Annotated in this window: 22 protein-coding genes and 1 pseudogene; 11 read left to right on the top strand and 12 right to left on the bottom strand. The window is 49.4% G+C overall.

Annotated elements, in window-relative coordinates:
• Positions 1-76: 76 nt before the first annotated feature.
• From BIZ37_RS30600 to aroA, 8 genes are all read right to left on the bottom strand, one after another.
• Complete coding sequence (locus tag BIZ37_RS30600; protein ID WP_187461079.1) at positions 77-580, bottom strand: prepilin-type N-terminal cleavage/methylation domain-containing protein; 504 nt, start codon at positions 578-580, stop codon at positions 77-79.
• 198 nt (positions 581-778) lie between these two features.
• Positions 779-1,474: an orotidine-5'-phosphate decarboxylase gene (gene pyrF, locus BIZ37_RS08040; RefSeq protein ID WP_107299213.1), complete on the bottom strand. Its 696-nt coding sequence runs from the start codon at positions 1,472-1,474 to the stop codon at positions 779-781.
• 310 nt (positions 1,475-1,784) lie between these two features.
• A complete protein-coding gene (lapB, locus tag BIZ37_RS08035) occupies positions 1,785-2,954 on the bottom strand; it encodes a lipopolysaccharide assembly protein LapB (protein WP_107299212.1) in 1,170 nt (389 codons plus the stop codon).
• A 6-nt stretch (positions 2,955-2,960) separates the two neighbouring features.
• Positions 2,961-3,245: a LapA family protein gene (locus tag BIZ37_RS08030; RefSeq protein WP_107299211.1), complete on the bottom strand. Its 285-nt coding sequence runs from the start codon at positions 3,243-3,245 to the stop codon at positions 2,961-2,963.
• 170 nt (positions 3,246-3,415) lie between these two features.
• Positions 3,416-3,706, bottom strand: a complete 291-nt coding sequence (gene ihfB, locus BIZ37_RS08025) for an integration host factor subunit beta (protein ID WP_039468048.1) — start codon at positions 3,704-3,706, stop codon at positions 3,416-3,418.
• A gap of 72 nt (positions 3,707-3,778) precedes the next feature.
• Positions 3,779-5,449 (bottom strand): 30S ribosomal protein S1, encoded by a 1,671-nt coding sequence (gene rpsA / locus BIZ37_RS08020; protein ID WP_107299210.1) that lies wholly within the window; start codon positions 5,447-5,449, stop codon positions 3,779-3,781.
• A gap of 100 nt (positions 5,450-5,549) precedes the next feature.
• Positions 5,550-6,233, bottom strand: a complete 684-nt coding sequence (cmk, locus tag BIZ37_RS08015; protein ID WP_107299209.1) for a (d)CMP kinase — start codon at positions 6,231-6,233, stop codon at positions 5,550-5,552.
• Between the two features lie 216 nt (positions 6,234-6,449).
• Positions 6,450-7,730 (bottom strand): 3-phosphoshikimate 1-carboxyvinyltransferase, encoded by a 1,281-nt coding sequence (aroA, locus tag BIZ37_RS08010; protein ID WP_187461078.1) that lies wholly within the window; start codon positions 7,728-7,730, stop codon positions 6,450-6,452.
• 135 nt (positions 7,731-7,865) lie between these two features.
• Here aroA and BIZ37_RS08005 point away from each other — a divergent pair, with 135 nt between their 5' ends.
• Positions 7,866-8,411 carry a lipocalin family protein gene (locus tag BIZ37_RS08005; RefSeq protein ID WP_187461077.1) on the top strand — a complete coding sequence of 182 codons (546 nt, stop codon included), beginning with the start codon at positions 7,866-7,868 and terminating at the stop codon, positions 8,409-8,411.
• A gap of 121 nt (positions 8,412-8,532) precedes the next feature.
• Here BIZ37_RS08005 and serC read toward each other — a convergent pair whose 3' ends face one another.
• Entirely contained in the window at positions 8,533-9,615 is a 1,083-nt protein-coding gene (gene serC / locus BIZ37_RS08000) for a 3-phosphoserine/phosphohydroxythreonine transaminase (RefSeq protein WP_187461076.1), read from the bottom strand.
• A gap of 198 nt (positions 9,616-9,813) precedes the next feature.
• Positions 9,814-12,447, bottom strand: a complete 2,634-nt coding sequence (gene gyrA / locus BIZ37_RS07995) for a DNA topoisomerase (ATP-hydrolyzing) subunit A (protein WP_187461075.1) — start codon at positions 12,445-12,447, stop codon at positions 9,814-9,816.
• Positions 12,448-12,938: 491 nt separating this feature from the next.
• Here gyrA and BIZ37_RS07990 point away from each other — a divergent pair, with 491 nt between their 5' ends.
• Together BIZ37_RS07990 and ubiG are read left to right on the top strand one after the other, a co-directional pair.
• Complete coding sequence (locus tag BIZ37_RS07990; RefSeq protein ID WP_170114916.1) at positions 12,939-13,085, top strand: hypothetical protein; 147 nt, start codon at positions 12,939-12,941, stop codon at positions 13,083-13,085.
• Positions 13,086-13,410: 325 nt separating this feature from the next.
• Entirely contained in the window at positions 13,411-14,118 is a 708-nt protein-coding gene (gene ubiG, locus BIZ37_RS07985) for a bifunctional 2-polyprenyl-6-hydroxyphenol methylase/3-demethylubiquinol 3-O-methyltransferase UbiG (protein ID WP_187461074.1), read from the top strand.
• A gap of 123 nt (positions 14,119-14,241) precedes the next feature.
• On the opposite strand, the gene BIZ37_RS07980 is transcribed toward ubiG, so the two are convergent.
• Both BIZ37_RS07980 and BIZ37_RS07975 read right to left on the bottom strand, forming a co-directional pair.
• Positions 14,242-14,709 (bottom strand): hypothetical protein, encoded by a 468-nt coding sequence (locus tag BIZ37_RS07980; RefSeq protein WP_187461073.1) that lies wholly within the window; start codon positions 14,707-14,709, stop codon positions 14,242-14,244.
• Entirely contained in the window at positions 14,706-15,260 is a 555-nt protein-coding gene (locus BIZ37_RS07975; protein ID WP_187461072.1) for a hypothetical protein, read from the bottom strand. The genes BIZ37_RS07980 and BIZ37_RS07975 overlap by 4 nt, the downstream gene beginning before the upstream one ends.
• Positions 15,261-15,566: 306 nt before the next feature.
• Between BIZ37_RS07975 and gph the strand changes: the two genes are divergently transcribed.
• The 8 genes and pseudogenes from gph to BIZ37_RS07935 form a co-directional block, all read left to right on the top strand.
• Positions 15,567-16,232: a phosphoglycolate phosphatase gene (gene gph, locus BIZ37_RS07970; RefSeq protein ID WP_187461071.1), complete on the top strand. Its 666-nt coding sequence runs from the start codon at positions 15,567-15,569 to the stop codon at positions 16,230-16,232.
• Between the two features lie 404 nt (positions 16,233-16,636).
• Positions 16,637-18,904 (top strand): class 1a ribonucleoside-diphosphate reductase subunit alpha, encoded by a 2,268-nt coding sequence (gene nrdA / locus BIZ37_RS07965; RefSeq protein ID WP_187461070.1) that lies wholly within the window; start codon positions 16,637-16,639, stop codon positions 18,902-18,904.
• Positions 18,905-18,952: 48 nt separating this feature from the next.
• Positions 18,953-20,086 carry a class Ia ribonucleoside-diphosphate reductase subunit beta gene (nrdB, locus tag BIZ37_RS07960; RefSeq protein WP_187461069.1) on the top strand — a complete coding sequence of 378 codons (1,134 nt, stop codon included), beginning with the start codon at positions 18,953-18,955 and terminating at the stop codon, positions 20,084-20,086.
• The gene (gene yfaE, locus BIZ37_RS07955) at positions 20,083-20,370 is read left to right on the top strand and encodes a class I ribonucleotide reductase maintenance protein YfaE (RefSeq protein WP_187461068.1); all 288 of its coding nucleotides are present in this window, start codon (positions 20,083-20,085) and stop codon (positions 20,368-20,370) included. The genes nrdB and yfaE overlap by 4 nt, the downstream gene beginning before the upstream one ends.
• Before the next feature lie 465 nt (positions 20,371-20,835).
• The gene (gene cobA / locus BIZ37_RS07950; protein ID WP_187461067.1) at positions 20,836-21,705 is read left to right on the top strand and encodes a uroporphyrinogen-III C-methyltransferase; all 870 of its coding nucleotides are present in this window, start codon (positions 20,836-20,838) and stop codon (positions 21,703-21,705) included.
• Positions 21,705-22,766, top strand: coding sequence for an anaerobic sulfite reductase subunit AsrA (gene asrA / locus BIZ37_RS07945; RefSeq protein ID WP_187461066.1), 1,062 nt, complete (start codon positions 21,705-21,707; stop codon positions 22,764-22,766). The genes cobA and asrA overlap by 1 nt, the downstream gene beginning before the upstream one ends.
• Positions 22,759-23,607, top strand: coding sequence for an anaerobic sulfite reductase subunit AsrB (gene asrB, locus BIZ37_RS07940; protein ID WP_187461065.1), 849 nt, complete (start codon positions 22,759-22,761; stop codon positions 23,605-23,607). The genes asrA and asrB overlap by 8 nt, the downstream gene beginning before the upstream one ends.
• Positions 23,608-23,616: 9 nt before the next feature.
• Positions 23,617-23,840, top strand: a pseudogene (locus tag BIZ37_RS07935) (sulfite reductase subunit C); the annotation flags it as partial.

The raw sequence follows: 23,840 nt of genomic DNA, 5'->3' as shown, positions 1-23,840 counted from the left end.
CAAACACCCACACTTTTTAGTTTAGGTCGTGGCGAAAAAGGTAACTGTCTGGTTTGTCACGGTTTTGATATTTCTGCTAACAGCCGTCACTGACCAGTTCAAGGGTATACCCATGACCAGCATCAACCGGGGCAACGTACTTGATATAGCAACCTTGCGATTTGTTCGAGTAATGGCGCGGCATGAAGTAAAGCCCATTGCCAGGCTTGGGGTTGTGCCACATCCATTCATAATCAGCTGGATCTTTGTATGGCACCTCACCAAAGCTTCCTTTAAGCAAGGTTTCCCAAACTCCACTAAATTGGGAAAGCGGATACCCATAGACCGTCTTGATTTGATGTCCATCGACATTGATTTCATCAAGTTTCTCTGCATCGACACCTTGAACCACTGACTTGCCATAAACTTGTGCTGCCGCCGTCTCCATAGATGCTTTCAAGCCATGGAGCACCGCACTGCGGGCGTCATTCTGGAGATTAAAAAAGCGCGGGGCAGCAACAACGGCTAGAATGGCGATCAAGACAACGACGACAACCATTTCAATGAGGGTAAATCCTCTGTAGGGATGCTTTGCAGGCATAATTAAAACGCAACACATTGAATACTTGCACCATTGTGCTCACACTATATTGCAATGTCAAATAAATGACGCATCATCGCCTAACAAATTAGACAAAACACGAACATTCTCATGCTTTTAAGGGATTAACCAGTTTAATCCGGATATAAAAAAACAGGCCCTGATGGGGCCTGCTTCATTTAATCTAAGTAAGTACGCTTAGGCTAGCGTCTTGTTGATTTCAGCCAATACTGCAGCAGGATCAGCGGCTTTAGTGATAGGACGGCCAATCACCAAGTAATCCGAACCAGCCTGCACGGCTTCTACTGGGGTCATCACACGGCGCTGATCACCTGCGGCGCTACCAGCAGGACGAATGCCCGGTGTTACCAGTTTGAACTCACTCCCCAACTCAGTCTTCAGCATGGTTGATTCGTGGGCTGAGCACACAACGCCGTCTAGGCCGCTGTTTTTGGTCAAACGTGCCAGGTTCAATACGTGGTCTTTTGGTTCTGCCGTAATGCCGATGCCCTGCAGATCTGAAGCTTCCATACTCGTTAGTACGGTCACACCGATCAGTAGCGGTCGGTCTTTGCCGAACGGCTCAAGGATTTCACGGGACGCAGTCATCATACGCTCGCCACCGCTGGCATGGACATTAACCATCCATACACCCAGATCAGCAGCTGCTGCTACCGCACGTGAGCAAGTGTTTGGAATGTCGTGGAATTTCAAATCAAGAAATACAGAATGGCCCCGATCATGCAGTTTACGCACAAAGTCAGGGCCAAAAAAAGTAAACATCTCTTTGCCAACTTTCAATCGGCAGCTTCCCGGTTCAATTCGATCGACAAAGGCCAGTGCTTCGTCTTGGCTTGGGTAGTCGAGAGCGACAATTACTTTTGGATCTAACATGGCATCTCCTGCTTAGTTATAAGGTCAAACTAGCCCAGCTTGCTGAGCGCGCTCAGGATTGTACAGCAAAACAGTTTTTTATCGAGCACTAATTAATAATTCAATCCAAATAGCCAAAAAACACACTCAAAATCACCAGCCAATCGATTAACGTAAATAGAAGATTTTTCTAATCGTTTTTTTGATCCTAAAAAGTACCTTAAAATTTTTACTTGGCCCATTTACGCTAAAATGGCTGAGTTTTATTACAAAAAAAGCCCGCTTGAATACCAAGCGGGCTTTTTCGGTGATTTACAACATTTACTAACGCTTATTCGCCGTCCAATCCACGAATTGGCTTGATTGAACCCCAGCCTTTACAGGATGGGCATTGCCAATAAAGGGAGTGGGTGGCAAACCCACATTGGCGGCAACGGTAATGAGGCTTAATTTTAAGCTGCTCTCCCACCAAGCCACGCAGTGTGGTTAAACTGTCTTTTGCCCTGCCGTCCTCAGCTTCGTCCAAATGATAGTCCATCAGCTGGTAAAAGCCTTTCATGGTCGGGTTCTTCTGCAATTGACGAGTCATAAAGGTCTGGGCCATGGTTGGGCCTTCCCGCTTGGCAATCTCGTCAGCGAGCATCAACTCGGCCGTCGAACCTGCCTTTTGCTCGACACAATATCGCAGGTACTTGAGCCAACCCGATTCATTGTCCATTGCCTCATAACACTGCAGCAGAAGCGGCAGTGCTTCGCCGATAAACTCAATATCCTGCTCGGCGACACGCTCCAATTGCTTGGCGGCTGCTTTGAATTCTTCTTCTGCGATCAAGATCTTGGCTAGCATGATACTGGCCCTGACACAGTTTTTCTCCGCCGAGAGAGACTTCTTAAGCAGTTGTTTGGCCTTATCAGGGTTCTGGGCACTCATTTCGAGCATGGCCATTTCACACCAGTAATGGGCTATATCATGCTTGAGCTTACTCTTACCCATCTTGACCAAATGGTTGGCAATATTGATTGCCTTCTCCCATTCACGGGTCTGTTGGTAGATGGTCAGAAGTTGCTGCAAGGCGCCTTTACGGTGGTCTGGCTCATCCAGTAACTGTTCGAAAATCTTCTCTGCGCGGTCAAAAAAACCAGCAGCCATGTAGTCTTGTGCCAACTGCTGCAAAGCAAGGTTACGCTGATCAATAGTCAGGTTGGGGCGGGCAATCAGGTTCTGGTGAATGCGAATCGCACGATCAACTTCACCCCGGCTCCGGAACAGATTTCCCAAAGCCAGGTGTGTATCGATGGTTTCGCTATCAACCTGAAGCAACTCAATAAACACATCCACTGCTTTGTCAGATTGGTCTGACAACAGCAGGTTCAGGCCTGTCACGTACTGACGTGACATGTGATGAGATTGCTCTTGTTGCTTGTTACTAGCGCTCCTGTTACCCATGTACCAGCCATAAGCGGCTGCAATTGGTAATAACAGGAACAACAGTTCTAGCATTAAATGTTATTCCTTAACTGGCTCGGCTCGAAGCTGATCCAATTCTTGTTGCTGCTTTTGTACTTTCTTGCTCAGGCGGTTTTTGGTGAAGCGGGCTTTGAGGTATAGCAGGCCACAAATCAGCCAGCCGATCACAAACCCGGAACCGAAGGCAATACCCAGCAGTGTCGATAGCTGGAGTTCTCCCTGGGCGATCAGAAAGTCAAAGTTAACCAACTGCTGATTTTGGGCACCTAGCGCTAGGGTAACCAAGAAACATGCAGCTAGTAAGAGTACAGTCAGTATCTTCATCGTGAATCCTTCTCACTTGAACGAAATGTAGATTGTAGATGACACATATCTGGTATAAACACAGATCGGCATGGCCTGATTATGCAAGATTTTGCCTCATCAGACCATGATCAATACGCATAAAAAAACGGCATACTTAACAGCATGCCGTTTTTTTGTTCTAAACGTGCTTAACTAGCAATAGACTGGTTAACACGGTCGCGCAATTCCTTACCTGGCTTGAAGTGAGGAACGTACTTGCCGTCCAACTCAACTTTGTCACCTGTTTTCGGGTTTCGACCTACACGTGGAGCGCGGTAATGCAAAGAGAAGCTACCAAAGCCACGGATTTCGATACGGTCACCCTCAGCAAGTGTCGTAGCCATATGCTCAAGGATTTCCTTAATTGCATCTTCTACCTGTTTGGCAGAAAGATGTGTTTGTTGACTACATAGTCTTTCAATTAATTCAGACTTTGTCATAAACACTCCGTTTTTAGTATGTTTCTCAATAGTATAACCGCTTGGGGGGAAAAGTGATCCCCCCGAGCTCAATTATTCGCCTTTAGCCGCTTTGAAAGCGTCAGCCATTGCGTTACCGAAAGAAGCATCTTCTTGCTTGTTCAGGTTAGCCATAGCTTCTTGCTCTTCAGCAACGTCTTTAGCGCGGATTGATAGGTTGATTACGCGGTTCTTACGGTCAACGCCTGTGAATTTAGCTTCAACAGAATCGCCAACAGAAAGAACTAGAGTAGCGTCTTCAACGCGGTCAACTGATGCTTCAGAAGCACGTAGGTAACCTTCAACACCTTCAGCTAGCTCGATAGTTGCGCCTTTAGCGTCAACTGCAGAAACAGTACCAGTAACTAGAGCACCTTTCTTGTTAACTGCAACGAAGCCGTTGAACGGGTCTTCTTCGATCTGCTTGATACCTAGAGAGATACGCTCACGCTCAGCGTCAACTGCTAGAACAACTGCAGAGATCTCGTCGCCTTTCTTGAAGTCACGAACTGCGTCTTCACCTGCAACATTCCAAGAAATGTCAGATAGGTGAACTAGACCGTCGATGCCGCCTTCAAGACCGATGAAGATACCGAAGTCAGTGATAGACTTGATCTTACCAGTTACGCGATCGCCCTTAGCTTGCATTTCAGCGAATGACTGCCATGGGTTAGCTTTACACTGCTTAAGACCTAGGCTGATACGACGACGTTCTTCGTCGATATCAAGAACCATAACTTCAACTTCGTCGCCCACGTTAACAACTTTAGATGGGTGGATGTTCTTGTTAGTCCAATCCATCTCAGAAACGTGTACAAGACCTTCAACGCCTTCTTCGATTTCAACGAAGCAGCCGTAGTCAGTTAGGTTAGTTACGCGGCCAGAAAGCTTAGTACCTTCTGGGTAACGCTTAGCGATAGCTACCCATGGATCTTCGCCTAGCTGCTTAAGACCTAGTGATACGCGAGTACGCTCACGGTCGAACTTAAGAACTTTAACGTTGATCTCGTCGCCAACATTAACGATTTCAGATGGGTGCTTAACGCGCTTCCAAGCCATGTCAGTGATGTGTAGAAGACCATCAACACCACCAAGGTCAACGAACGCACCGTAGTCAGTAAGGTTCTTAACGATACCTTTAACTTCCATGCCTTCCTGTAGAGAAGCAAGAAGTTCATCACGCTCAACGCTGTTTTCAGATTCGATAACTGCGCGACGAGAAACAACTACGTTGTTACGCTTCTGGTCTAGCTTGATTACTTTGAACTCTAGCTCTTTGTTTTCTAGGTGAGCAGTGTCACGAACTGGACGTACGTCTACTAGAGAACCTGGTAGGAACGCACGGATGCCGTTAAGTTCAACTGTGAAGCCGCCTTTAACTTTACCGTTGATGATACCAACAACAGTTTCAGCGTCTTCGTAAGCTTTCTCAAGAACGATCCAAGCTTCGTGGCGCTTAGCTTTCTCGCGAGAAAGTTTAGTCTCACCAAAGCCGTCTTCTACTGCGTCTAGAGCAACGTCAACTTCTGCGCCGATTTCGATTTCGATTTCGCCAGCAGCGTTCTTGAATTCATCAGCAGGGATAGAAGACTCAGACTTAAGGCCTGCGTCAACTAGTACGTAACCGTTTTCGATAGCTACAACAGTACCTTTAACGATTGCACCTGGACGTGTTTCTAGTTCGTTTAGAGACTCTTCAAAAAGTAGAGCAAAAGATTCAGTCATTATTTAATCTTCAATTTGATTAACAACCATGGGTATCCTACCGCATGGGGTTGGTAGTAATGTCAGTTATCATCCGTGACACCAACGCCATCATGCCGAATTATTCGGCAGACAATTTGGTTTCAATATGGGCCAATGCCTGTTCGATGACTTGATCGATAGACATCTCTGTAGAGTCTAGCACCAATGCATCAGCCGCGGGACGTAACGGCGCGACCGCACGGTTGCGATCTCGGTAGTCACGTTCCTGAATTTCTTTCAAAAGGTGGTCAAAGTTAACATCTAACCCTTTCTGTTGCAACTGCTTCATACGACGATTCGCACGCTCTTCAGCACTCGCATCAAGGAAGAACTTAACTTCTGCCTGAGGGAACACAACGGTACCCATGTCACGGCCATCCGCAACCAGACCCGGTGCCTCACTGAAAGCACGCTGGCGACGAAGCAAGGCTTCACGCACACGTGGCAATGCAGCCACCTTAGAGGCTGCCATACCGGTTTCTTCCTTACGAAGTTCACCCGATACGTCTTCCCCTTCAAGAATCACCTTTACCAACTCACCTTCAGCTACAAACTGCACATCCAAGTGAGCAGCCAAAGGCACAAGTGCGTCTTCAGACTCAAGGTCAACACCGTGGTGCAATGCAGCAAGGGCAAGCACTCGGTAGATGGCACCAGAGTCCAATAGCTTCCAGCCCAGTTTTTCTGCCAACAGCATACATAGCGTGCCCTTGCCAGCACCGCTTGGTCCATCGACAGTGATCACTGGCGCATGAGTAGACATAGGTAATCTCCAAACTTGTTTAATCTAAGCAGTAATACCCATCGACACGCCTGCAGGGACATACCGATACTTATTACCGCTCTCAAACGGGGGCATATTATACGAGAAAAAAGTTGTGATACCAATCAGTAATCCGGATTATGGCCGAATACTGACACGGAAAAAACAAAACCCGCCTGCTGGCGGGTTTCTTGTAGCTACTGATGAACCTGACAATTAGTTACTCAGAACCGCCAGTTTCTCGAAGTAGTCCGGGAAGGTCTTGGATGTACACTTCGGGTCGTTAATCGTTACTGGCGTATCGCTCAATGCCACCAGCGAAAAGCACATCGCCATACGGTGGTCATCATAGGTATCGATAGCTGCATGGGTCAGCTGTGCCGGCGGGGTGATCGTGATGTAATCTTCACCTTCATCGACCTCGGCCCCTACTTTGCGCAGTTCTGTTGCCATAGCAGCCAAGCGGTCGGTTTCTTTCACGCGCCAGTTGTAAACGTTGCGGATAGACGTCGTGCCTTCGGCAAACAGCGCTGCCGTCGCAATCGTCATCGCTGCATCAGGGATATGGTTAAAATCAAGATCAACCGCTTTTAGCTCACCACGACGGGCAATCACATAATCATCGCCCCACTCGATTTCAGCGCCCATGGCAGCCAACGCATCAGCAAATTGAACATCACCCTGGATACTCTTTTTGCCAATACCGGTCACTTTCACTTCGCCGCCTTTGATAGCCGCTGCCGCAAGGAAGTAAGACGCAGATGAGGCATCCCCTTCTACCAAGAAGTCACCCGGTGCTAGGTAAGACTGGTTACCTTTTACCACGAATTCTTGGTAGTCACGGTTCTCCACCTCGACACCAAACTGGGCCATGATGTGCAGGGTGATATCAATGTAAGGCTTCGATACCAGATCACCTTTAATGCGGATGACTGTATCTGCCGAGGCCAGCGGCGCCGACATCAAAAAGGCTGTTAGGAACTGGCTCGAGATAGAACCATCGATTTCTACTTCGCCACCCTTAAGGCCGGTGCCTTTGATCTTTAACGGTGGGTAGTTGTCATTCTCAAGGTAGGTAATTTCAGCACCAGCAGTACGCAGAGCATCGACCAAGTGGCCGATTGGGCGCTCTTTCATGCGGGGCTCACCGGTTAGGACGAATTCACCTTCTCCCAAACACAGTGCCGCTGCCAGCGGGCGCATAGCAGTACCGGCATTTCCCAAAAATAGCTCCATCGCGTCGGTTGGCTTGAACGCGCCACCTAGGCCAGTTACTTCGCAAACGGTTTTGTCGTCTGACAACTGATAGCTCACTCCCAGCTTGGTCAGGGCTGTTAGCATATGACGGATATCATCACTATCAAGAAGATTAGTCAGTCGGGTCTTGCCACTTGCTAACGCCGCCAATAGCAGGGCTCGGTTCGAGACGCTTTTGGAACCTGGCAGATTCACAGTGCCATTAATCTTACTGATCGGCTGTAACGTTAAACTTTCCATCTGTTCTTTCATTAATCCTGTTTGGTCGCAGTCCTTGCAGAGTAACGAATAATGCCTCAGTTCGCTAGTACTGAATTGTGGTTTAAAAGTTTCCCATTTACTATGGAATATATGCTTACCAAGGATGGAGTCTATATGACAGTAAACTTCAAGTTATTCACTCGAACCCTAGTCGCCCTCGCGTCGGTGGTGTTCCTAACCGCCTGTACCGGCATGCCGCAATCGGTCAAGCCTGTTACCCCTTTCAGTGTCGACAACTACCTCGGCACTTGGTACGAAATTGCCCGCTTGGATCATAGCTTCGAGCGTGGACTTAGTGATGTCAGCGCCGTATATAGCCTTAATGATGACGGCTCTATAAAGGTTACCAACCGGGGTTTTGATACCAAAGATCAAGAATGGCAGCAGGCCGATGGCCGGGCCGTATTTGTCGATGACGAAAACAAAGGCCACCTCAAGGTCTCTTTCTTCGGCCCTTTCTACAGCAGTTACGTGGTGTTCTTCCTCGAACCCGACTATTCCGTTGCCCTTGTCAGCGGTTTTAACACCGACTACCTATGGTTGTTAGCCAGAGACCCCGAGCTAGACAAAGCACAAATTTCCCGTTACGTCACGATTGCCCAAAAGGCAGGGTTTGAAACCGACAAGCTGATCTACCCCGAGCAGTCACGCTATCAATGAGCAGATAAAAAAGCCCACTGCCCCATCCTCAAGTGTGCAAACACATTTCAGGAGGAGACACACAAAAAAAGCCGCTGTCATCAGCGGCTTTTTTTACAGTGCTAAGGCTCAGCGACTATCATCAGCCATGCTGCTGCTCGAACTGCTTCATGAAGTCGACGAGGGTCTGTACACCTTCGATTGGCATTGCGTTGTAGATTGAAGCGCGCATACCACCAACGGCACGGTGCCCCTTGAGGGCCTTCAAGCCGGCTGCATCCGCTTGCTCGAGGAACAAAGCATCCAGCTCCGGATTCTTGAGCTGGAACGGCACATTCATCAGTGAGCGGTTGTCCGGGTGGACCTCATTACGGTAGAAATCCGACTGGTCAATGTAGTCATACAGCACATTCGCTTTGGCAACATTGTGCTGTTCCATCGCTTCCACACCGCCCAACTCTTTGAGCCACTTGAATACCTCACCGGCCAGGTACCAGGCAAACGTCGGCGGGGTGTTGAACATTGACTCTTTATCCACCTGGACACTGTAATCCAGAATGCTTGGCAAGATAGATTTCGCCTTGCCCAAAAGGTCATCGCGCACGATAACAATCGTCAAACCCGCAGGGCCTATGTTCTTCTGGGCACCGGCATAAATCACACCGTATTTTGACACATCAATCGGACGGGACAGGATTGTCGATGACAAGTCAGCCACAATCGGTTTGTCCGTTACGGGCAGGTCGCGGATCTCTAGTCCATCGATGGTTTCATTCGGGCAGAAATGAACAAAAGCGGCATCATCAGACAGCGGCCACTCGGCAGCGGGCAAGATTGCTTTCTTGCCATCGCGCTCGCATGTGATATCGACCACGTTCGGCTGGCAGTATTTCGAGGCTTCAGCGGCCGCGCTGTGAGCCCAATAGCCACCATCCATGTAATCAGCTGTATCGGCATCCCCCAGTAGGTTCATCGGTACGGCTGCGAACTGGGCACGGGCACCGCCATGGCAGAACAATACATGGTAATTATCGGGGATGGAAAGCAGGTCGCGCAGGTCTTGCTCGGACTGTTGGGCCACCGCAATGAACTCCTTGCCACGGTGGCTGATTTCCATCACCGAGGTACCAAGATCGTTCCAATTAACGAGTTCTTGTTGGGCCTTTTTCAATACGTCTGCCGGGATCATCGCTGGGCCGGCGCAAAAGTTATAAACGTTGTCCATGGTGTAAGACGAGCTCCTGCTGGAAAAACATAAAGTTGTGGCCACAAAGCTGTGACCAATTTCTGTTTTTACACCTTTATGACGGTGCTGAAAAGGGGCAAACAAAAAATAGTCGCGGGAAAGGCTGGGCACGGAACTGCGGGTATAAAAAAACGCAGCCTGTCGGCTGCGTTTTTATCAGAGTAACTAACTAGCTAGTTATTCCTGCTCAGAAGAGTCGTCTGCTTCGCTATCGGCAGCTGGCGTTTCGCCCTCTGCAGGCGCTTCACCTTCGACCAGTTCCGCATCTTCGATAAGCTCGTCTTCTTCCGGCTCATCGATACGCTGCAGACCAACAACCTGCTCGTCTTCAGCGGTACGGATCAAGGTCACACCCTGGGTGTTACGACCAACACGGCTCACTTCTGCCACACGGGTACGTACTAGCGTACCGCCGTTGGTGATCATCATGAACTCGTCGCCCTCTTCGACCTGAACAGCACCGACAACGCTACCGTTACGATCAGAGACCTTGATAGAAACCACACCCTGGGTCGCACGGCTCTTCGCTGGGTATTCTTCCAGCTCAGTACGCTTGCCGTAACCATTTTCGGTTACTGTCAGTACGTCACCGTCGTTGTGCGGCACGATCAAAGAAACAACCTTGTCGCTCTCGGCCAGCTTGATACCGCGAACACCTGCCGCAGTACGGCCCATGCCACGCACCTGCTCTTCAGAGAAGCGAACAACCTTGCCTGCTTTCGAGAACAGCATGATGTCGTCGCTGCCTTCAGTGATATCCACACCGATCAACGAGTCACCGTCACGTAGGTTAACCGCAATGATACCTGCGCTACGAGGACGGCTGAAGTCAGTCAGCGGCGTCTTCTTAACAGTACCGTCAGCAGTCGCCATGAAGATAAACTTGTCGGCTGCATATTCCTTCACTGGTAGGATAGCAGTGATACGCTCACCTTCTTCCAGCGGCAGGATATTAACAATCGGCTTACCACGGGCGGTACGGCTTGCCAGCGGTAGCTGGTAAACTTTCAGCCAGTACATACGGCCACGGCTTGAGAAACATAGAATCGTATCGTGGGTATTGGCCACCAGCAGACGCTCGATGAAGTCTTCATCCTTCATACGCGTTGCCGCTTTACCTTTACCACCACGACGCTGTGCTTCGTAGTCGCTTAGAACCTGGTACTTAACGTAACCTTCGTGAGAAAGGGTTACGACCACATCTTCCTGGTTGATCAGATCTTCCAGATCGATATCGTGGCTTGCTGCAGTAATTTCAGTGCGGCGAACATCGTTGAACTGCTCTTTAACCAGTTCAAGTTCTTCGCGGATCACTTCCATCAAACGCTCAGAGCTTGCAAGGATGTGCATTAGCTCAGCGATTTCTTCAAGCAGCGTTTTGTATTCGCCAAGGATCTTCTCGTGCTCTAGACCAGTCAGTTTGTGTAGACGTAGGTCCAGGATCGCTTGTGCTTGCTGTTCAGTCAGGTAGTACTGACCGTCACGGATACCGTATTGCTCTTCCAGCCATTCTGGACGAGCGGCATCGGTGCCTGCACGCTCAAGCATTGCAGCAACGTTGCCAAGATCCCAACCGCGTGCAACCAAACCAGCTTTCGCTTCAGCCGGGGTCGGCGCGTTTTTGATCAGCTCGATGATTTCATCGATATTGGCCAGTGCCAGCGCCAAACCTTCAAGGATATGGGCACGTTCACGGGCTTTGCGTAGCTCATAGATAGTACGGCGAGTCACCACTTCACGGCGGTGGTTCACGAAGCACTTCAACATTTCTTTCAGGTTGAAAGTCTTCGGCTGGCCGTTGTCCAAAGCCACCATGTTGATACCGAATGTGGTCTGAAGCTGAGTCTGTGCGTAAAGGTTGTTCAGCACTACCTCGCCCACAGCGTCACGCTTACATTCGATAACAATGCGCATACCGTCTTTATCAGATTCGTCGCGCAGGGCACTGATCCCTTCTACCTTCTTGTCTTTCACCAGCTCGGCGATCTTTTCGATCAGGCGGGCTTTGTTGACCTGGTAAGGGATCTCAGTAACAACAATGGTCTCTTTGCCATTCTTGTCAGCTTCAATTTCCGCTTTCGAGCGCAGGTAGATCTTGCCGCGGCCAGTCTTGTAGGCATCGACGATACCTTTACGGCCACTGATCATAGCTGCAGTCGGGAAGTCCGGGCCCGGGATGTATTCCATTAGCTGATCAATGGTGATGTCTTCATCATTGATATAAGCCAGGCAACCATCGATCACTTCACCTAGGTTGTGAGGTGGGATGTTGGTTGCCATACCAACGGCGATACCCGATGAACCGTTTACCAACAGGTTCGGGATCTTGGTTGGCAGTACCGCAGGGATCTGCTCGGTACCATCATAGTTAGGAACGTAATCTACCGTCTCTTTGTCCAGATCAGCCAAAAGCTCATGGGCGATCTTGGCCATACGTACTTCGGTATAACGCATTGCCGCGGCGGAGTCGCCGTCAATCGAACCGAAGTTACCCTGACCATCTACCAGCATGTAGCGAAGAGAGAAAGGTTGCGCCATACGTACGATGGTGTCGTAAACCGCGCTATCACCGTGCGGGTGATATTTACCGATTACGTCACCTACCACACGGGCAGATTTTTTATATGCTTTATTCCAGTCATTGCCCAGTACGTTCATCGCGAACAAAACGCGACGGTGTACCGGCTTAAGGCCATCACGCACATCAGGAAGAGCACGACCCACGATAACTGACATCGCGTAGTCGAGATACGAGCCTTTCAGCTCCTCTTCAATGTTTACGGGCGTGATCTCTTTTGCAAGATCGCTCATGGAGCCAATATCCCTCAGGTAATTTCTGTCGTATACGTATACCAAACGGCATAGTTAGCGCTAAAACGGGCTGAGGGCCAATCTAAGGCGTTATCTATAACGTCTGGTACCATACGTGCAAGGTGCGAAAATATAGCATATTTCAGCCCAGATAGGCACACCTTTCACCATTATGTTGTGAGTAATTTAGCGGATTGGGAAAAAATCGAAAGTACTTATCTCAGTATTCCCCTACTGACAGCCTGTTTTTTGCTCAAAGCTTGTTTTTTATTACTTTTCTCATTTTTGAACCGAACACGATCAAATTGCAACCAATTGTAAATTGTTGAGCAAGATCGTAATTGCACCACCTCTGTAAAAATCTGACTAAAAGCTGAACAAAAAACTGATCATTATCAATTTTGCTTCTACCGAATTAGGTACAATTAACCCGCAAGAACAAAATCTAAGATTTCAAAAATCACTACTTAAACAGTTAAGCGAGGTCAATTATGTTAGGCAGAGTAATCACCACTTTAGGCGTATGCATCATCGGCGGCAAATATCTTCTTATGCTCATCATCGCAGGTATTGCAATGACCACAGGCGGTGCACAGGCTGATTTAATGCAGCTAGCCATGATAGAACCAGCTGAGTAAATCCTATGCAAACACGGAACGTTTACCAGGCTTAGAAGCAAAATGCGCAGACATCGCAAGCAGCTCCTAAGCCTGAATTGTTTTTAAGGACAGGATTTCTCTTTTTACTTCCCCTTCTCTGTTCTTTGCTTGTTCCGGCAACACCGAATACGCCTGCCGTTTCTATATACTCCCGAGCGGCAGCGGTGCTCCTACCACAACCGATTTACCTTTGTCTTTTTCAACAACATCCGCATAACAAGCCAATAAATTGCCGCTAATACCTGCACCTTCTTCATGCTTGGGGTTATAATGCCGCCATCACAAAGGAATATGGCAAAGATTCATGACTAAGCAGTTGAATGTAGACCCAGCAGAAATCAGCAAATTTGAAGAAATGGCGTCCCGTTGGTGGGACTTGGAAGGTGAATTCAAGCCGCTTCACCAAATCAATCCCCTACGTCTCAACTATGTGATTGATCGTGCAGAAGGCCTATTTGGCAAGAAAGTGTTGGATGTCGGTTGTGGCGGCGGCATCCTGGCCGAGAGCATGGCGGTAGAAGGTGCAGAAGTCACCGGCCTAGATATGGGTAAAGAGCCGTTGACAGTTGCCCGCCTGCACGCGCTAGAAACGGGCACCAAACTTGAGTACGTCCAGCGAACCGCTGAAGAGCATGCCGAGCTGCACCCTGAGACCTATGATGTCGTGACCTGCATGGAAATGTTGGAACACGTACCTGACCCTGCCTCGGTGATTGCTTCCTGTGCCAAGATGGTTAAACCTGGCGGCCATGTTTTCTTCTCGACCCTGAACCGTAACTTCAAATCCTACCTGTTCGCCATCGTCGGCGCCGAGCAAGTGATGAAGCTGGTTCCCAAGGGTACTCATGACCATGAGAAGTTCATTCGCCCGTCCGAGTTGCTGGGTATGATTGATGCCACCCCGCTGCAAGACCGACATATTACCGGCCTACACTACAACCCGTTAACTGACCGTTACTGGCTGGGCAAAAATGTGGATGTGAACTACATCGTCCATACCACTAAGCAATAAAATGCAAAACGCCTCAATGTTCACCCTATCGGTTTTGAACGCCGCCGGTATCTAAAAGAAAGGCCCCAGTGGAGAGACAGGGGCCTTTTTCGTCGTAGCACATCACAAACACAAGAAATCGGGCTACACGCCCACATCAGCGACCAGCTCTGTGCAATCATGGCTGGCTGCCAAATCTATCAATAAATTGTTCGAGTCTAGGAACCGGACGTGCTCAGCCAGTAATGGGGGCTCGCTACCCCTTAGCAGCTGGAATACTGAATTACCGGTACAGTGGGTAATTTGCTCGTCTTCACTGGCCCCGACAATGCAGGCCGCTAGGTAAATCCCCTCGGGCCGGTAGCGCTCGATCACCACAAATTCATCACTGAATCCACGGCGGCCAGCCTCGACCATATCGAAAATCAAATCACTGGCGGTCTCTTTGACAAAACCCCTATTCACCATTGGGAAGCCTACTTGCACGTCTTCACGCTCCATGGCGCGGCATAGCAGTATAGCAAGATCCATTTTATCCATGCTGATACCCTTATTAGTGGTTGGCAGGTTCATTGGCTTAGTGCGGGCCGCGTTGCGTTTCTCTTGGATCATGACTCACCCCGTAGCTCGGCATAGTGGCGCAGTACGTTGTAAGTACCCTTGTCTAGGTAACCATTATCAACGGCCCATTGCTGGGTATCCTGATCAACGATACAAGTCAGGTTGTACATCGCCAGTATCTTGTCATGCTTACTGAGCAACTGGTAATCATCATAATCCTCACCGGCCAGGGTAACCTCGCCGGCCTCTTTGCCCTCAAGTACACCCAACAGGTTAGCGAATTGCAGGTAGCTTCTGTAGAGCTGGTGGATGGTATAACCGCCTTGCTTGGTGGCATGGTTGGTCAGTTTGAATACCGTTGGACAGACGCATTTGTAATCGCCTTGCGGGCACTCCTGAACGGCTGCGTATAACAGGCCTTTCATAAAGTCATTTTCATAGCTAATGATCTTATCTAGCTTGGCATGGGTGGGCTTGGTTAAGTGTTGATCCCAAAGGTGCGCTTGCTCGGCAAAGGCGGAATTAACCACGGTACCCACCCACAAGAGAGTGAGCCCAAACAGGGTATTAACCAACATCTGACGCTTTGATTGTTTTTGCATATGCCATGCAACCTGCTGAAAAAGAGCCGGTCCCAAGCAGTAGCAACAGAACCGGCCAAAACATTCTAAGGACTCCCCAGACGACTGGGGGATGCCGGCCAACGTGGTAACCCGTGTCTTCGAGGCTGACCGGCACATATACATTAGCGTGAGTATGCAACGAGAAATAGATTAAAGTTACTGTTCTAAATGGCAATTTTGATAAGTTTTGTATCGTGTCAAATATAGAAAAATATACCCGAGTAACTTGAAGTTACTCGGGTATACTCATTAAAGTCCCCTGTTTTGATACAAGGATATGTAGAGATGGCAATGAAGATAAAAGCAGTACTGTTTGATTTGGATGGCACGCTTCTCGATACCGCCCCTGACATGGCCGATGCCGCCAACCGGGTGCTGGCCGACTACGACCAACCGCCACTGACCCAGCAGCAAATTCAGGCCAATACCAGCATGGGTGCCAAGGGACTACTGACCGCAGGTTTTGGTACCATCCCCGATCACCTCGATATTATGGCTCTCAGGGAGGAATTCCTGCGTTATTACGAAGATAATATCTGCGTAAACACATCATTTTATCAGGGGGTCACCGCTTTATTGGCACAACTGGAAGCAAAGGGGATCCAGTGGGGGATCATGACCAACAAGCCCGGTTTTCTGACCGATATGCTGTTGCCCTTCTTCCCCGAACTACAGCGTGCCCAAACTATCGTGTGTGGAGATACCCTTGCCGTTGCCAAACCCCATCCCGAACCGCTGCTGCATGCCAGCCAGCAAATGGGCGTCAACCATCAGGATTGCATTTATGTCGGTGATATCGAGAAAGACATGATCGCAGCCAAAGCCGCCAATATGGCAGGGTATGTCGCTGGTTGGGGATACATAGGTGATGACCACACCCCTTCTGACTGGCACGCACAGGGTGTGCTATCCCATCCTAGTGAAATTTTGGCGGTTGTCGGCAGTGAATAACCCTAGCGACGTGCCACTAACTAACCAAGAAATAACCAAAAAATATGATGTTTGTTAGTAAGTCCAATGCCTGTAAAAAATCAAGGATTTTTTTTTTGCAGGCGCTTTTTTTTGTCACAATTATTTTTGATTTTTTCTATGATATTGTCATACCTGCGCAAATCAGTTAGTGGGCACTAACTTAATATTATGAATCCCCATGTTATCCACAGCCGGTTAAAAATTACCACCTTGCATTACCCCCCTCTCACCACTATCTTGTAACACCATAAGCTCAACACCCCAATATGTAGTGTTTTAATAGGCAATCAGAAATCTAACAAAGATCACAATCTTTGCTAACCTTATTGCTAAAAGTTACAAAAAACACTGCTATGGATGGAAATCTGGGAAAACTACCAAAAATGAATCAACAGCTCACTGTTACCAAGCGTGATGGACGCAAAGAAAGTATCGATCTAGACAAAATCCACCGAGTAATCACTTGGGCCGCTGAAGGCCTTGAGAATGTATCGGTGTCTCAGGTCGAGCTAAAATCTCACATTCAGTTCTATGAAGGGATCAAAACTGAAGACATTCACGAGACCATCATTAAAGCAGCAGCTGATCTGATCTCTGAAGAAACGCCTGACTACCAATACTTGGCTGCACGTCTTGCTATCTTCCACCTGCGCAAAAAAGCCTATGGCCAATTCGAGCCGCCTAAGCTGTATGACCATGTTACGAACCTTGTTGAAAAAGGTAAGTACGACAAGCATTTGCTAGAAGACTACAGCAAAGAAGAATTTGATCTGATGGATAACTACATCGATCACTGGCGCGATATGAACTTCTCTTATGCTGCAGTTAAGCAGTTGGAAGGTAAATACCTCGTCCAGAACCGTGTAAGCGGTGAAATCTTTGAGAGTGCCCAGTTCCTATACATGATGATCGCCGCTTGCCTATTCGGCAAATACCCACGCGACACCCGTATGGACTACATCAAGCGTTTCTACGATGCGGTATCCCAGTTTAAAGTTTCACTACCGACACCAATTATGTCTGGTGTCCGTACCCCAACCCGTCAGTTCAGCTCATGCGTACTGATCGAGTGTGACGACAGCCTGGATTCAATCAACGCAACATCAAGCGCTATTGTACGTTACGTTTCTCAGCGTGCCGGTATCGGTATCAACGCTGGCCGTATCCGTGCCCTTGGCTCAGAAATCCGTGGCGGTGAAGCCTTCCACACCGGTTGTATCCCATTCTACAAGTACTTCCAGACAGCGGTTAAATGCTGCTCTCAAGGTGGTGTACGCGGCGGCGCAGCGACGTTGTTCTACCCAATGTGGCACGGCGAAGTAGAATCACTGCTGGTACTGAAAAACAACCGTGGTGTTGAAGAAAACCGTGTCCGCCATATGGATTACGGCGTACAGATCAACAAACTGATGTACACCCGCCTGATCAAAGGCGAGAACATCAGCCTGTTCTCCCCGTCTGACGTTCCAGGCCTATACGACGCCTTCTTCGCAGACCAAGCGGAATTCGAGCGCCTGTACGTGAAATACGAGCAGGACAGCAGCATCAAGCGCAAGAGCATCAAAGCTATCGAACTGTTCTCGCTGCTAATGCAAGAACGTGCGTCAACTGGCCGAATCTACGTGCAGAATGTCGACCACTGTAATACCCATAGCCCGTTCGACCCAAGCGTTGCGCCAATCCGCCAGTCTAACCTATGTCTGGAGATTGCACTGCCAACCAAACCACTGAACAACGTTGAAGACGAAAACGGTGAGATTGCACTGTGTACGCTGTCGGCGTTCAACCTTGGCGCAATCGAATCACTGGACGACCTTGAAGAGCTGGCTGATCTGACTGTTCGTGCCCTAGATGCTCTGCTTGACTACCAGGATTACCCACTGCCTGCGGCTTACCGTTCGACAATGAACCGTCGTACCCTTGGTGTGGGCGTGATTAACTTTGCTTACTACCTTGCGAAGAACGGTGTTCGCTACTCTGACGGCAGCGCAAACAACCTGACCCATGAAGCTTTCGAAGCGATCCAGTACTACCTATTGAAGGCCTCTTTGGGCCTAGCAAAAGAGCAAGGTGCGTGTCCGGCATTCAACGAAACAACGTATGCCCAAGGCATTCTGCCTATCGATACCTACAAGAAAGATATCGATAAAGTATGTACTGCAGAACTTCGTTACGACTGGGAAGCGCTACGTGAGGAAATCAAGACCCACGGCCTGCGTAACTCAACCCTGTCTGCATTGATGCCATCTGAGACATCATCGCAGATCTCGAACGCAACCAACGGGATCGAACCACCACGAGGCTTCGTATCTGTAAAAGCATCGAAAGACGGTATCTTGAAGCAGGTAGTGCCTGAGTACAGCAAGTACAAGGATAACTACGAGCTACTTTGGAACATCGGTAGTAACGATGGTTACCTACAGCTAGTTGGCATCATGCAGAAATTCATCGATCAGGCGATTTCGGCGAACACCAACTACGACCCTAGCCAGCAGCCAGGCGGAAAAGTGCCGATGAAACTGTTGCTAAAAGACCTGCTAACAGCGTATAAACTCGGCGTGAAAACCCTGTACTACCACAACACCCGTGACGGCGCTTCTGATAGCCAGGGCGATGTAGGCGCAGACGACTGCACAAGCTGCAAGATTTAATGATTTGAAACAGTGGGAGCTTCGGCTCCCATTGATGTTGAGGATAAGATGGCATATAGCACTTTCTGTCAAACCAATAACGACCAACTTAAAGAGCCAATGTTCTTTGGCCAGCCTGTCAACGTTGCGCGTTACGACCAACAAAAATTTGAGATTTTCGAAAAGCTGATTGAAAAACAGCTTTCTTTCTTCTGGCGACCAGAAGAAGTGGATGTGTCTGGCGACCGTATTGATTACAACAACCTGCCAGATCACGAGCGCCACATTTTCATCAGTAACCTGAAGTACCAGACCCTGCTGGATTCAATCCAGGGCCGTAGCCCTAACGTAGCGCTGCTACCGATTGTATCTATCCCAGAGCTGGAAACCTGGATTGAGACGTGGTCATTCTCCGAGACGATCCACTCGCGCTCATACACCCACATTATCCGTAATATCGTTAACGATCCGGCAATTGTGTTCGACGATATCGTCGGTAACGAATACATCATCAAACGTGCTGGCGATATTTCCAAGTACTACGATGACCTGATCGCGGCAACCAACGATTACCACCGCCTAGGCGAAGGTACGCACACCATCAATGGCGAGAGCATCACGGTAAACCTTCGCAACATCAAGAAGAAGCTTTACCTTTGCATGATGTCTGTAAATGCACTGGAAGCTATCCGCTTCTATGTCAGCTTCGCCTGTTCGTTCGCCTTTGCCGAGCGTGAGTTGATGGAAGGTAACGCCAAAATCATCAAGCTGATCGCCCGTGACGAAGCACTTCACCTAACCGGTACCCAACATATCCTCAATCTGCTGCGTACCGGCCAGGACGATCCTGAAATGGCAGAAATTGCAGAAGAGTGTAAAGAAGAGTGCTTTGCTATCTTCCGTGATGCCGCCGAGCAGGAAAAAGAGTGGGCAGAGTACCTGTTCAAAGATGGCTCAATGATCGGCCTTAACAAAGACATCCTGTGCCAGTATGTTGAGTACATTACCAACCTACGTATGGCTGCTGTCGGCCTAGAACATGCCTACCCGGGTGCAACTCAGAACCCGATCCCTTGGATCAACTCATGGCTATCATCTGACAACGTTCAGGTTGCACCTCAGGAAGCTGAGATCAGCTCCTACCTGGTTGGCCAGATCGACAATGATGTCAGCGCCGATGACCTAGGTGACTTCGAACTATGAGTCGAGTCGCCATTCGCGTCAATGGTATGGAGGTTCACGGCAATAGCCGTGAGCCTTTGCTCGACCAACTGGAAAAAGCGGGCTTTCAACCCGAATACCAGTGTCGCAACGGAATGTGCGGCGCCTGCCGCTGTACGCTAAAATCCGGTGCGGTTGACCAGCAAGACTCGATGGCTTTCATTGCCCCGAATGAAGTGCTCGCCTGTTGTTCCGTCCCCAAAAGCAATATCGATGTCGAGTTTGAATACCAACTGCAGCAACAAGAACTAAAAGCCAGCCTGTGACTTCGTTGTAGGCGGCCTCTCCCCAGCCTGATTTAGCTGCCCCCCCGCTTTTCCTATCAATCTCCGCACTGCTCTCTAGCCACAGCAGGACAAGCCGAGCATTACACGCTGTTAGCCTTTATCCTACCCAGCCTTATCGGTGATAAGTCATTCCGGAATAGCAAACTTACATTACACGTAACCAGATCTGTTTCACCCTGCTCAACGGCATTGAGAATGACTAGCATTACATAAAAATAACATTATTTTTCATGATGTTATTTGCCATTTGAACGAGCCTAAGTGCACCTATGCACCTACTTTCACTTTTGCTGAACTGCCTATTCATAAAGTCCAAATAGATTTGCCCTGCTTTTTGGGCAACCATTCCCCGCAGTTAAAGTTCAAGCAGTTAGATTTCAGGCAGATAGCTTTCAAACAGATCAACCAGCTTGGCTGTTCACCCTCGCTTCGGAAAGATCCTTTATGCAATTACGAAAAAGCAATTCAAATACTAACTCACTACCAATCCGACCATCCCAGGTTCGCACCGCCCTGAACCGGGATAAACAAGGCTTTGTCTCCTTGGTAGGAGCCGGGCCGGGCGACCCGGAACTGTTGACACTCAAAGCCTTGAAAGCCATCCAGTCAGCCGATGTCATATTGCACGATCACCTCGTTACCAAAGCGATCATCCAAAACGCCAAGCCGGGAACCAACATTATTGAAGTTGGAAAAAGTTACAACAACCCATCAGCAACCCAGGAAGGCATCAACACCATGCTGATATCCATGGCGCAAAGGGGACTGCGGATTTGCCGCCTCAAAGGCGGGGACCCATTTGTTTTTGGTCGTGGCAGCGAGGAAGCTATCGCCCTTGAACAGCAGCACATCCCCTTCGAAGTTGTACCTGGCCTCACTGCAGCCTTGGGATGTTGCGCCTACAGCGGAATTCCCCTCACCCACAGAGGTGTTTCACGGGGATTCACTGCCGTAACCGCCCGTGGCAACAATGAACAGTACCAGATCAACTGGGAAAGCTTGGTCAAACTCAATCATACGCTGGTGTTTTACATGGGACTGCACTGCGCGGCATGGATCGCTTCAAGCCTAATGCTACACGGCATGTCCAAAGACACCCCAATCGCAATTATCAGCCACGGCACCCAGCCACAGCATCACCAACTGAGCACGACCCTCATCGAGCTGGAAAATTGCCTGTTGAAAAACAAGCCCTCAGCCCCCTCGCTGATCGTTGTCGGTGAGACAGTCGACTTAGCCAATCAGATCAAATGGCACTCCAACCACCAGCAAACCGAACACCTATTTGAACATTCACTTGAAGGAGCTATCTGATGGCTAAATACCTCACGCTTGATGAACTCGATGAGGCGCTGACGCATCTACGCTCAGAGTATCGCGTCCTGGCCCCGGCTTACGAGCATTTTGGCGGCCGGTTCGCCCATACCGACAACCTGGTCTATCAGGATATCGAGCAGGCTGCAGATATTGTCTGGCAGGAGAAATCCCACTTCTCACCAAACGAAGTCGTGCTGCCGGTTACCCAGACTCTGTTTCATTTCCACGGTGATGAAATCATCCAGCCAAGCGACAACATCAAGCCTATCTTGTTGTTTGCCCGCTCTTGCGATATCCACGCCTTCGAAAGGCTCGATCACATGTACCTGAAGAACGGCAAGAACCGCGACTGGTACTACGATCGCTTGCGCAAGAAAGTCAAACTAGTCCTGCTCGAGTGCGAGAGCAGTTTCGAAAACTGTTTCTGCGTCTCAATGGGCACCAACAAGACCGACAACTATGCTGCCGCTGTGCGTTTCGACGACAACGGCATGGCTATCACAATCAAAGATCCTAGCTTGCAGTCTTACTTTGATCTGCTCGGTGTAGACCAAGATTTCGAGCCGAGTTTTGTCACCAGCAACCCGGTCAAGGTTCGCACCCCTGACCAAGTCTGCGATGATCCAGACAAAATCAGGCAAATCCTGACTGGCAACCCGGTTTGGCAAGAATATGACAAACGCTGTATCGGCTGTGGCCGCTGCACGACCTCCTGCCCTACTTGTACCTGCTACAGTGTGTTCGACATCAGTTACAACACCGAAGCCCGTATCGGTGAACGCCGTCGCCAACAGGCAAGCTGTATGACGGGTAACTTCACCGACATGGCTGGCGGCCATAGCTTCCGTGAAAAAACCGGCGAGCGCCTGCGCTACCGTGCCTTGCACAAGGTCAATGATTACAAAGCCCGCCAAGGCACTGATCATATGTGTGTAGGGTGTGGCCGCTGTGACGACCGCTGCCCGCACTACATTTCATTTTCAAACATCATCAACAAAATGAGTGACGTGGTAGAAAGCGCCATGAACTCAGCTGCGCTGGAGCAACAACATGACTGAACAAGCCACTGCCCATCATTGCCAATGCCAGAACAAAGACCACGACGAGGCGGCAAACAAGCTGTTGCCAAAAGCCTATGACATCCTGGCGATTGAAAAGCACACCGAGCTTGAATGGACGTTCCGTGTAGCGAAAGATTTCGCTACCCATTACGGTCAGTTTGTCGAAGTGTCGTTACCACTGGCCGGCGAAGCACCGATTTCCGTCTCCGATTTCGGGGATGACTACATCGACCTGCTGATCCGTAAGGTAGGTAAAGTTACCGATAAGCTGTTTACCCTCCACCCCGGTGACAAGGTATGGATGCGTGGTGTTCACGGCAACGGCTATCCGATGGAAGAGTATCAGCAAAAGCAGCTGATTGTCGTTGCCGGAGGAACCGGTGTTGCTCCGGTCAAAGGCCTGTTATCGCATTTCTGCCATCACCCTGAGTCCATCAAGCAGCTTGATATGATCCTTGGGTTCAAGAACCGTGATGCAGTGCTTTTCCAGCAAGATCTCAACCTGTGGCGCCAGCAGCAGAACCTGATTGTCACTCTCGATGAGGGCGAAGCCGATGAGCAATTCTGTGTCGGCCGTGTGACAGACTACATTGACCAACTCGATTTCTCGGCTCCCGAAGCCATTCAGGCCATCGTGGTTGGCCCACCTGTCATGATCAAATTCGTGGTACTGGCATTGCTTGAGCGCGGCCTTAGCAAAGAGCAAATCTGGGTCGACTATGAACGACGCATGGCCTGTGCGGTCGGTAAATGCGGTCACTGCCGGATCGGCGACAAGTACGTTTGCCTCGACGGCCCGGTATTTCGCTTTGACCAAGCCCAACACATGATTGACTAAGGAGTGACCATGAGTCTCGATATCGACATTATTAAAGCTCGCGCCAATGGTGACTACCGCCTATCCAAGGAGCGTGGCGAATGCATGATCAGTGTCCGTATCCCGGGTGGGATCATGCCCGCTTACCTGCTTTCTACCGCCCAGCACATCGCGGAGACGTTCGGTAACGGTGTCATCCACCTGACAACCAGGCAGAAGCTGGCAATGCCGGGGATAAAATACCAAGATATCCC

It is taken from the genome of Photobacterium sp. BZF1, from assembly GCF_014349205.1.
In the GTDB taxonomy this organism is placed as follows: Bacteria; Pseudomonadota; Gammaproteobacteria; order Enterobacterales; family Vibrionaceae; genus Photobacterium.
The sequence above is the reverse complement of the archived record's forward strand: the minus strand, read 5'-3'. Positions and strand labels throughout refer to the sequence as shown.

What these genes read in the sequence shown, in the direction of transcription:
- BIZ37_RS30600 (WP_187461079.1), bottom strand. Translation starts at nt 580, where the DNA reads ATGCCTGCAAAGCATCCCTACAGAGGATTTACCCTCATTGAAATGGTT.
- pyrF (WP_107299213.1), bottom strand. Translation starts at nt 1,474, where the DNA reads ATGTTAGATCCAAAAGTAATTGTCGCTCTCGACTACCCAAGCCAAGAC.
- lapB (WP_107299212.1), bottom strand. Translation starts at nt 2,954, where the DNA reads ATGCTAGAACTGTTGTTCCTGTTATTACCAATTGCAGCCGCTTATGGC.
- BIZ37_RS08030 (WP_107299211.1), bottom strand. Translation starts at nt 3,245, where the DNA reads ATGAAGATACTGACTGTACTCTTACTAGCTGCATGTTTCTTGGTTACC.
- ihfB (WP_039468048.1), bottom strand. Translation starts at nt 3,706, where the DNA reads ATGACAAAGTCTGAATTAATTGAAAGACTATGTAGTCAACAAACACAT.
- rpsA (WP_107299210.1), bottom strand. Translation starts at nt 5,449, where the DNA reads ATGACTGAATCTTTTGCTCTACTTTTTGAAGAGTCTCTAAACGAACTA.
- cmk (WP_107299209.1), bottom strand. Translation starts at nt 6,233, where the DNA reads ATGTCTACTCATGCGCCAGTGATCACTGTCGATGGACCAAGCGGTGCT.
- aroA (WP_187461078.1), bottom strand. Translation starts at nt 7,730, where the DNA reads ATGGAAAGTTTAACGTTACAGCCGATCAGTAAGATTAATGGCACTGTG.
- BIZ37_RS08005 (WP_187461077.1), top strand. Translation starts at nt 7,866, where the DNA reads ATGACAGTAAACTTCAAGTTATTCACTCGAACCCTAGTCGCCCTCGCG.
- serC (WP_187461076.1), bottom strand. Translation starts at nt 9,615, where the DNA reads ATGGACAACGTTTATAACTTTTGCGCCGGCCCAGCGATGATCCCGGCA.
- gyrA (WP_187461075.1), bottom strand. Translation starts at nt 12,447, where the DNA reads ATGAGCGATCTTGCAAAAGAGATCACGCCCGTAAACATTGAAGAGGAG.
- BIZ37_RS07990 (WP_170114916.1), top strand. Translation starts at nt 12,939, where the DNA reads ATGTTAGGCAGAGTAATCACCACTTTAGGCGTATGCATCATCGGCGGC.
- ubiG (WP_187461074.1), top strand. Translation starts at nt 13,411, where the DNA reads ATGACTAAGCAGTTGAATGTAGACCCAGCAGAAATCAGCAAATTTGAA.
- BIZ37_RS07980 (WP_187461073.1), bottom strand. Translation starts at nt 14,709, where the DNA reads ATGATCCAAGAGAAACGCAACGCGGCCCGCACTAAGCCAATGAACCTG.
- BIZ37_RS07975 (WP_187461072.1), bottom strand. Translation starts at nt 15,260, where the DNA reads ATGCAAAAACAATCAAAGCGTCAGATGTTGGTTAATACCCTGTTTGGG.
- gph (WP_187461071.1), top strand. Translation starts at nt 15,567, where the DNA reads ATGGCAATGAAGATAAAAGCAGTACTGTTTGATTTGGATGGCACGCTT.
- nrdA (WP_187461070.1), top strand. Translation starts at nt 16,637, where the DNA reads ATGAATCAACAGCTCACTGTTACCAAGCGTGATGGACGCAAAGAAAGT.
- nrdB (WP_187461069.1), top strand. Translation starts at nt 18,953, where the DNA reads ATGGCATATAGCACTTTCTGTCAAACCAATAACGACCAACTTAAAGAG.
- yfaE (WP_187461068.1), top strand. Translation starts at nt 20,083, where the DNA reads ATGAGTCGAGTCGCCATTCGCGTCAATGGTATGGAGGTTCACGGCAAT.
- cobA (WP_187461067.1), top strand. Translation starts at nt 20,836, where the DNA reads ATGCAATTACGAAAAAGCAATTCAAATACTAACTCACTACCAATCCGA.
- asrA (WP_187461066.1), top strand. Translation starts at nt 21,705, where the DNA reads ATGGCTAAATACCTCACGCTTGATGAACTCGATGAGGCGCTGACGCAT.
- asrB (WP_187461065.1), top strand. Translation starts at nt 22,759, where the DNA reads ATGACTGAACAAGCCACTGCCCATCATTGCCAATGCCAGAACAAAGAC.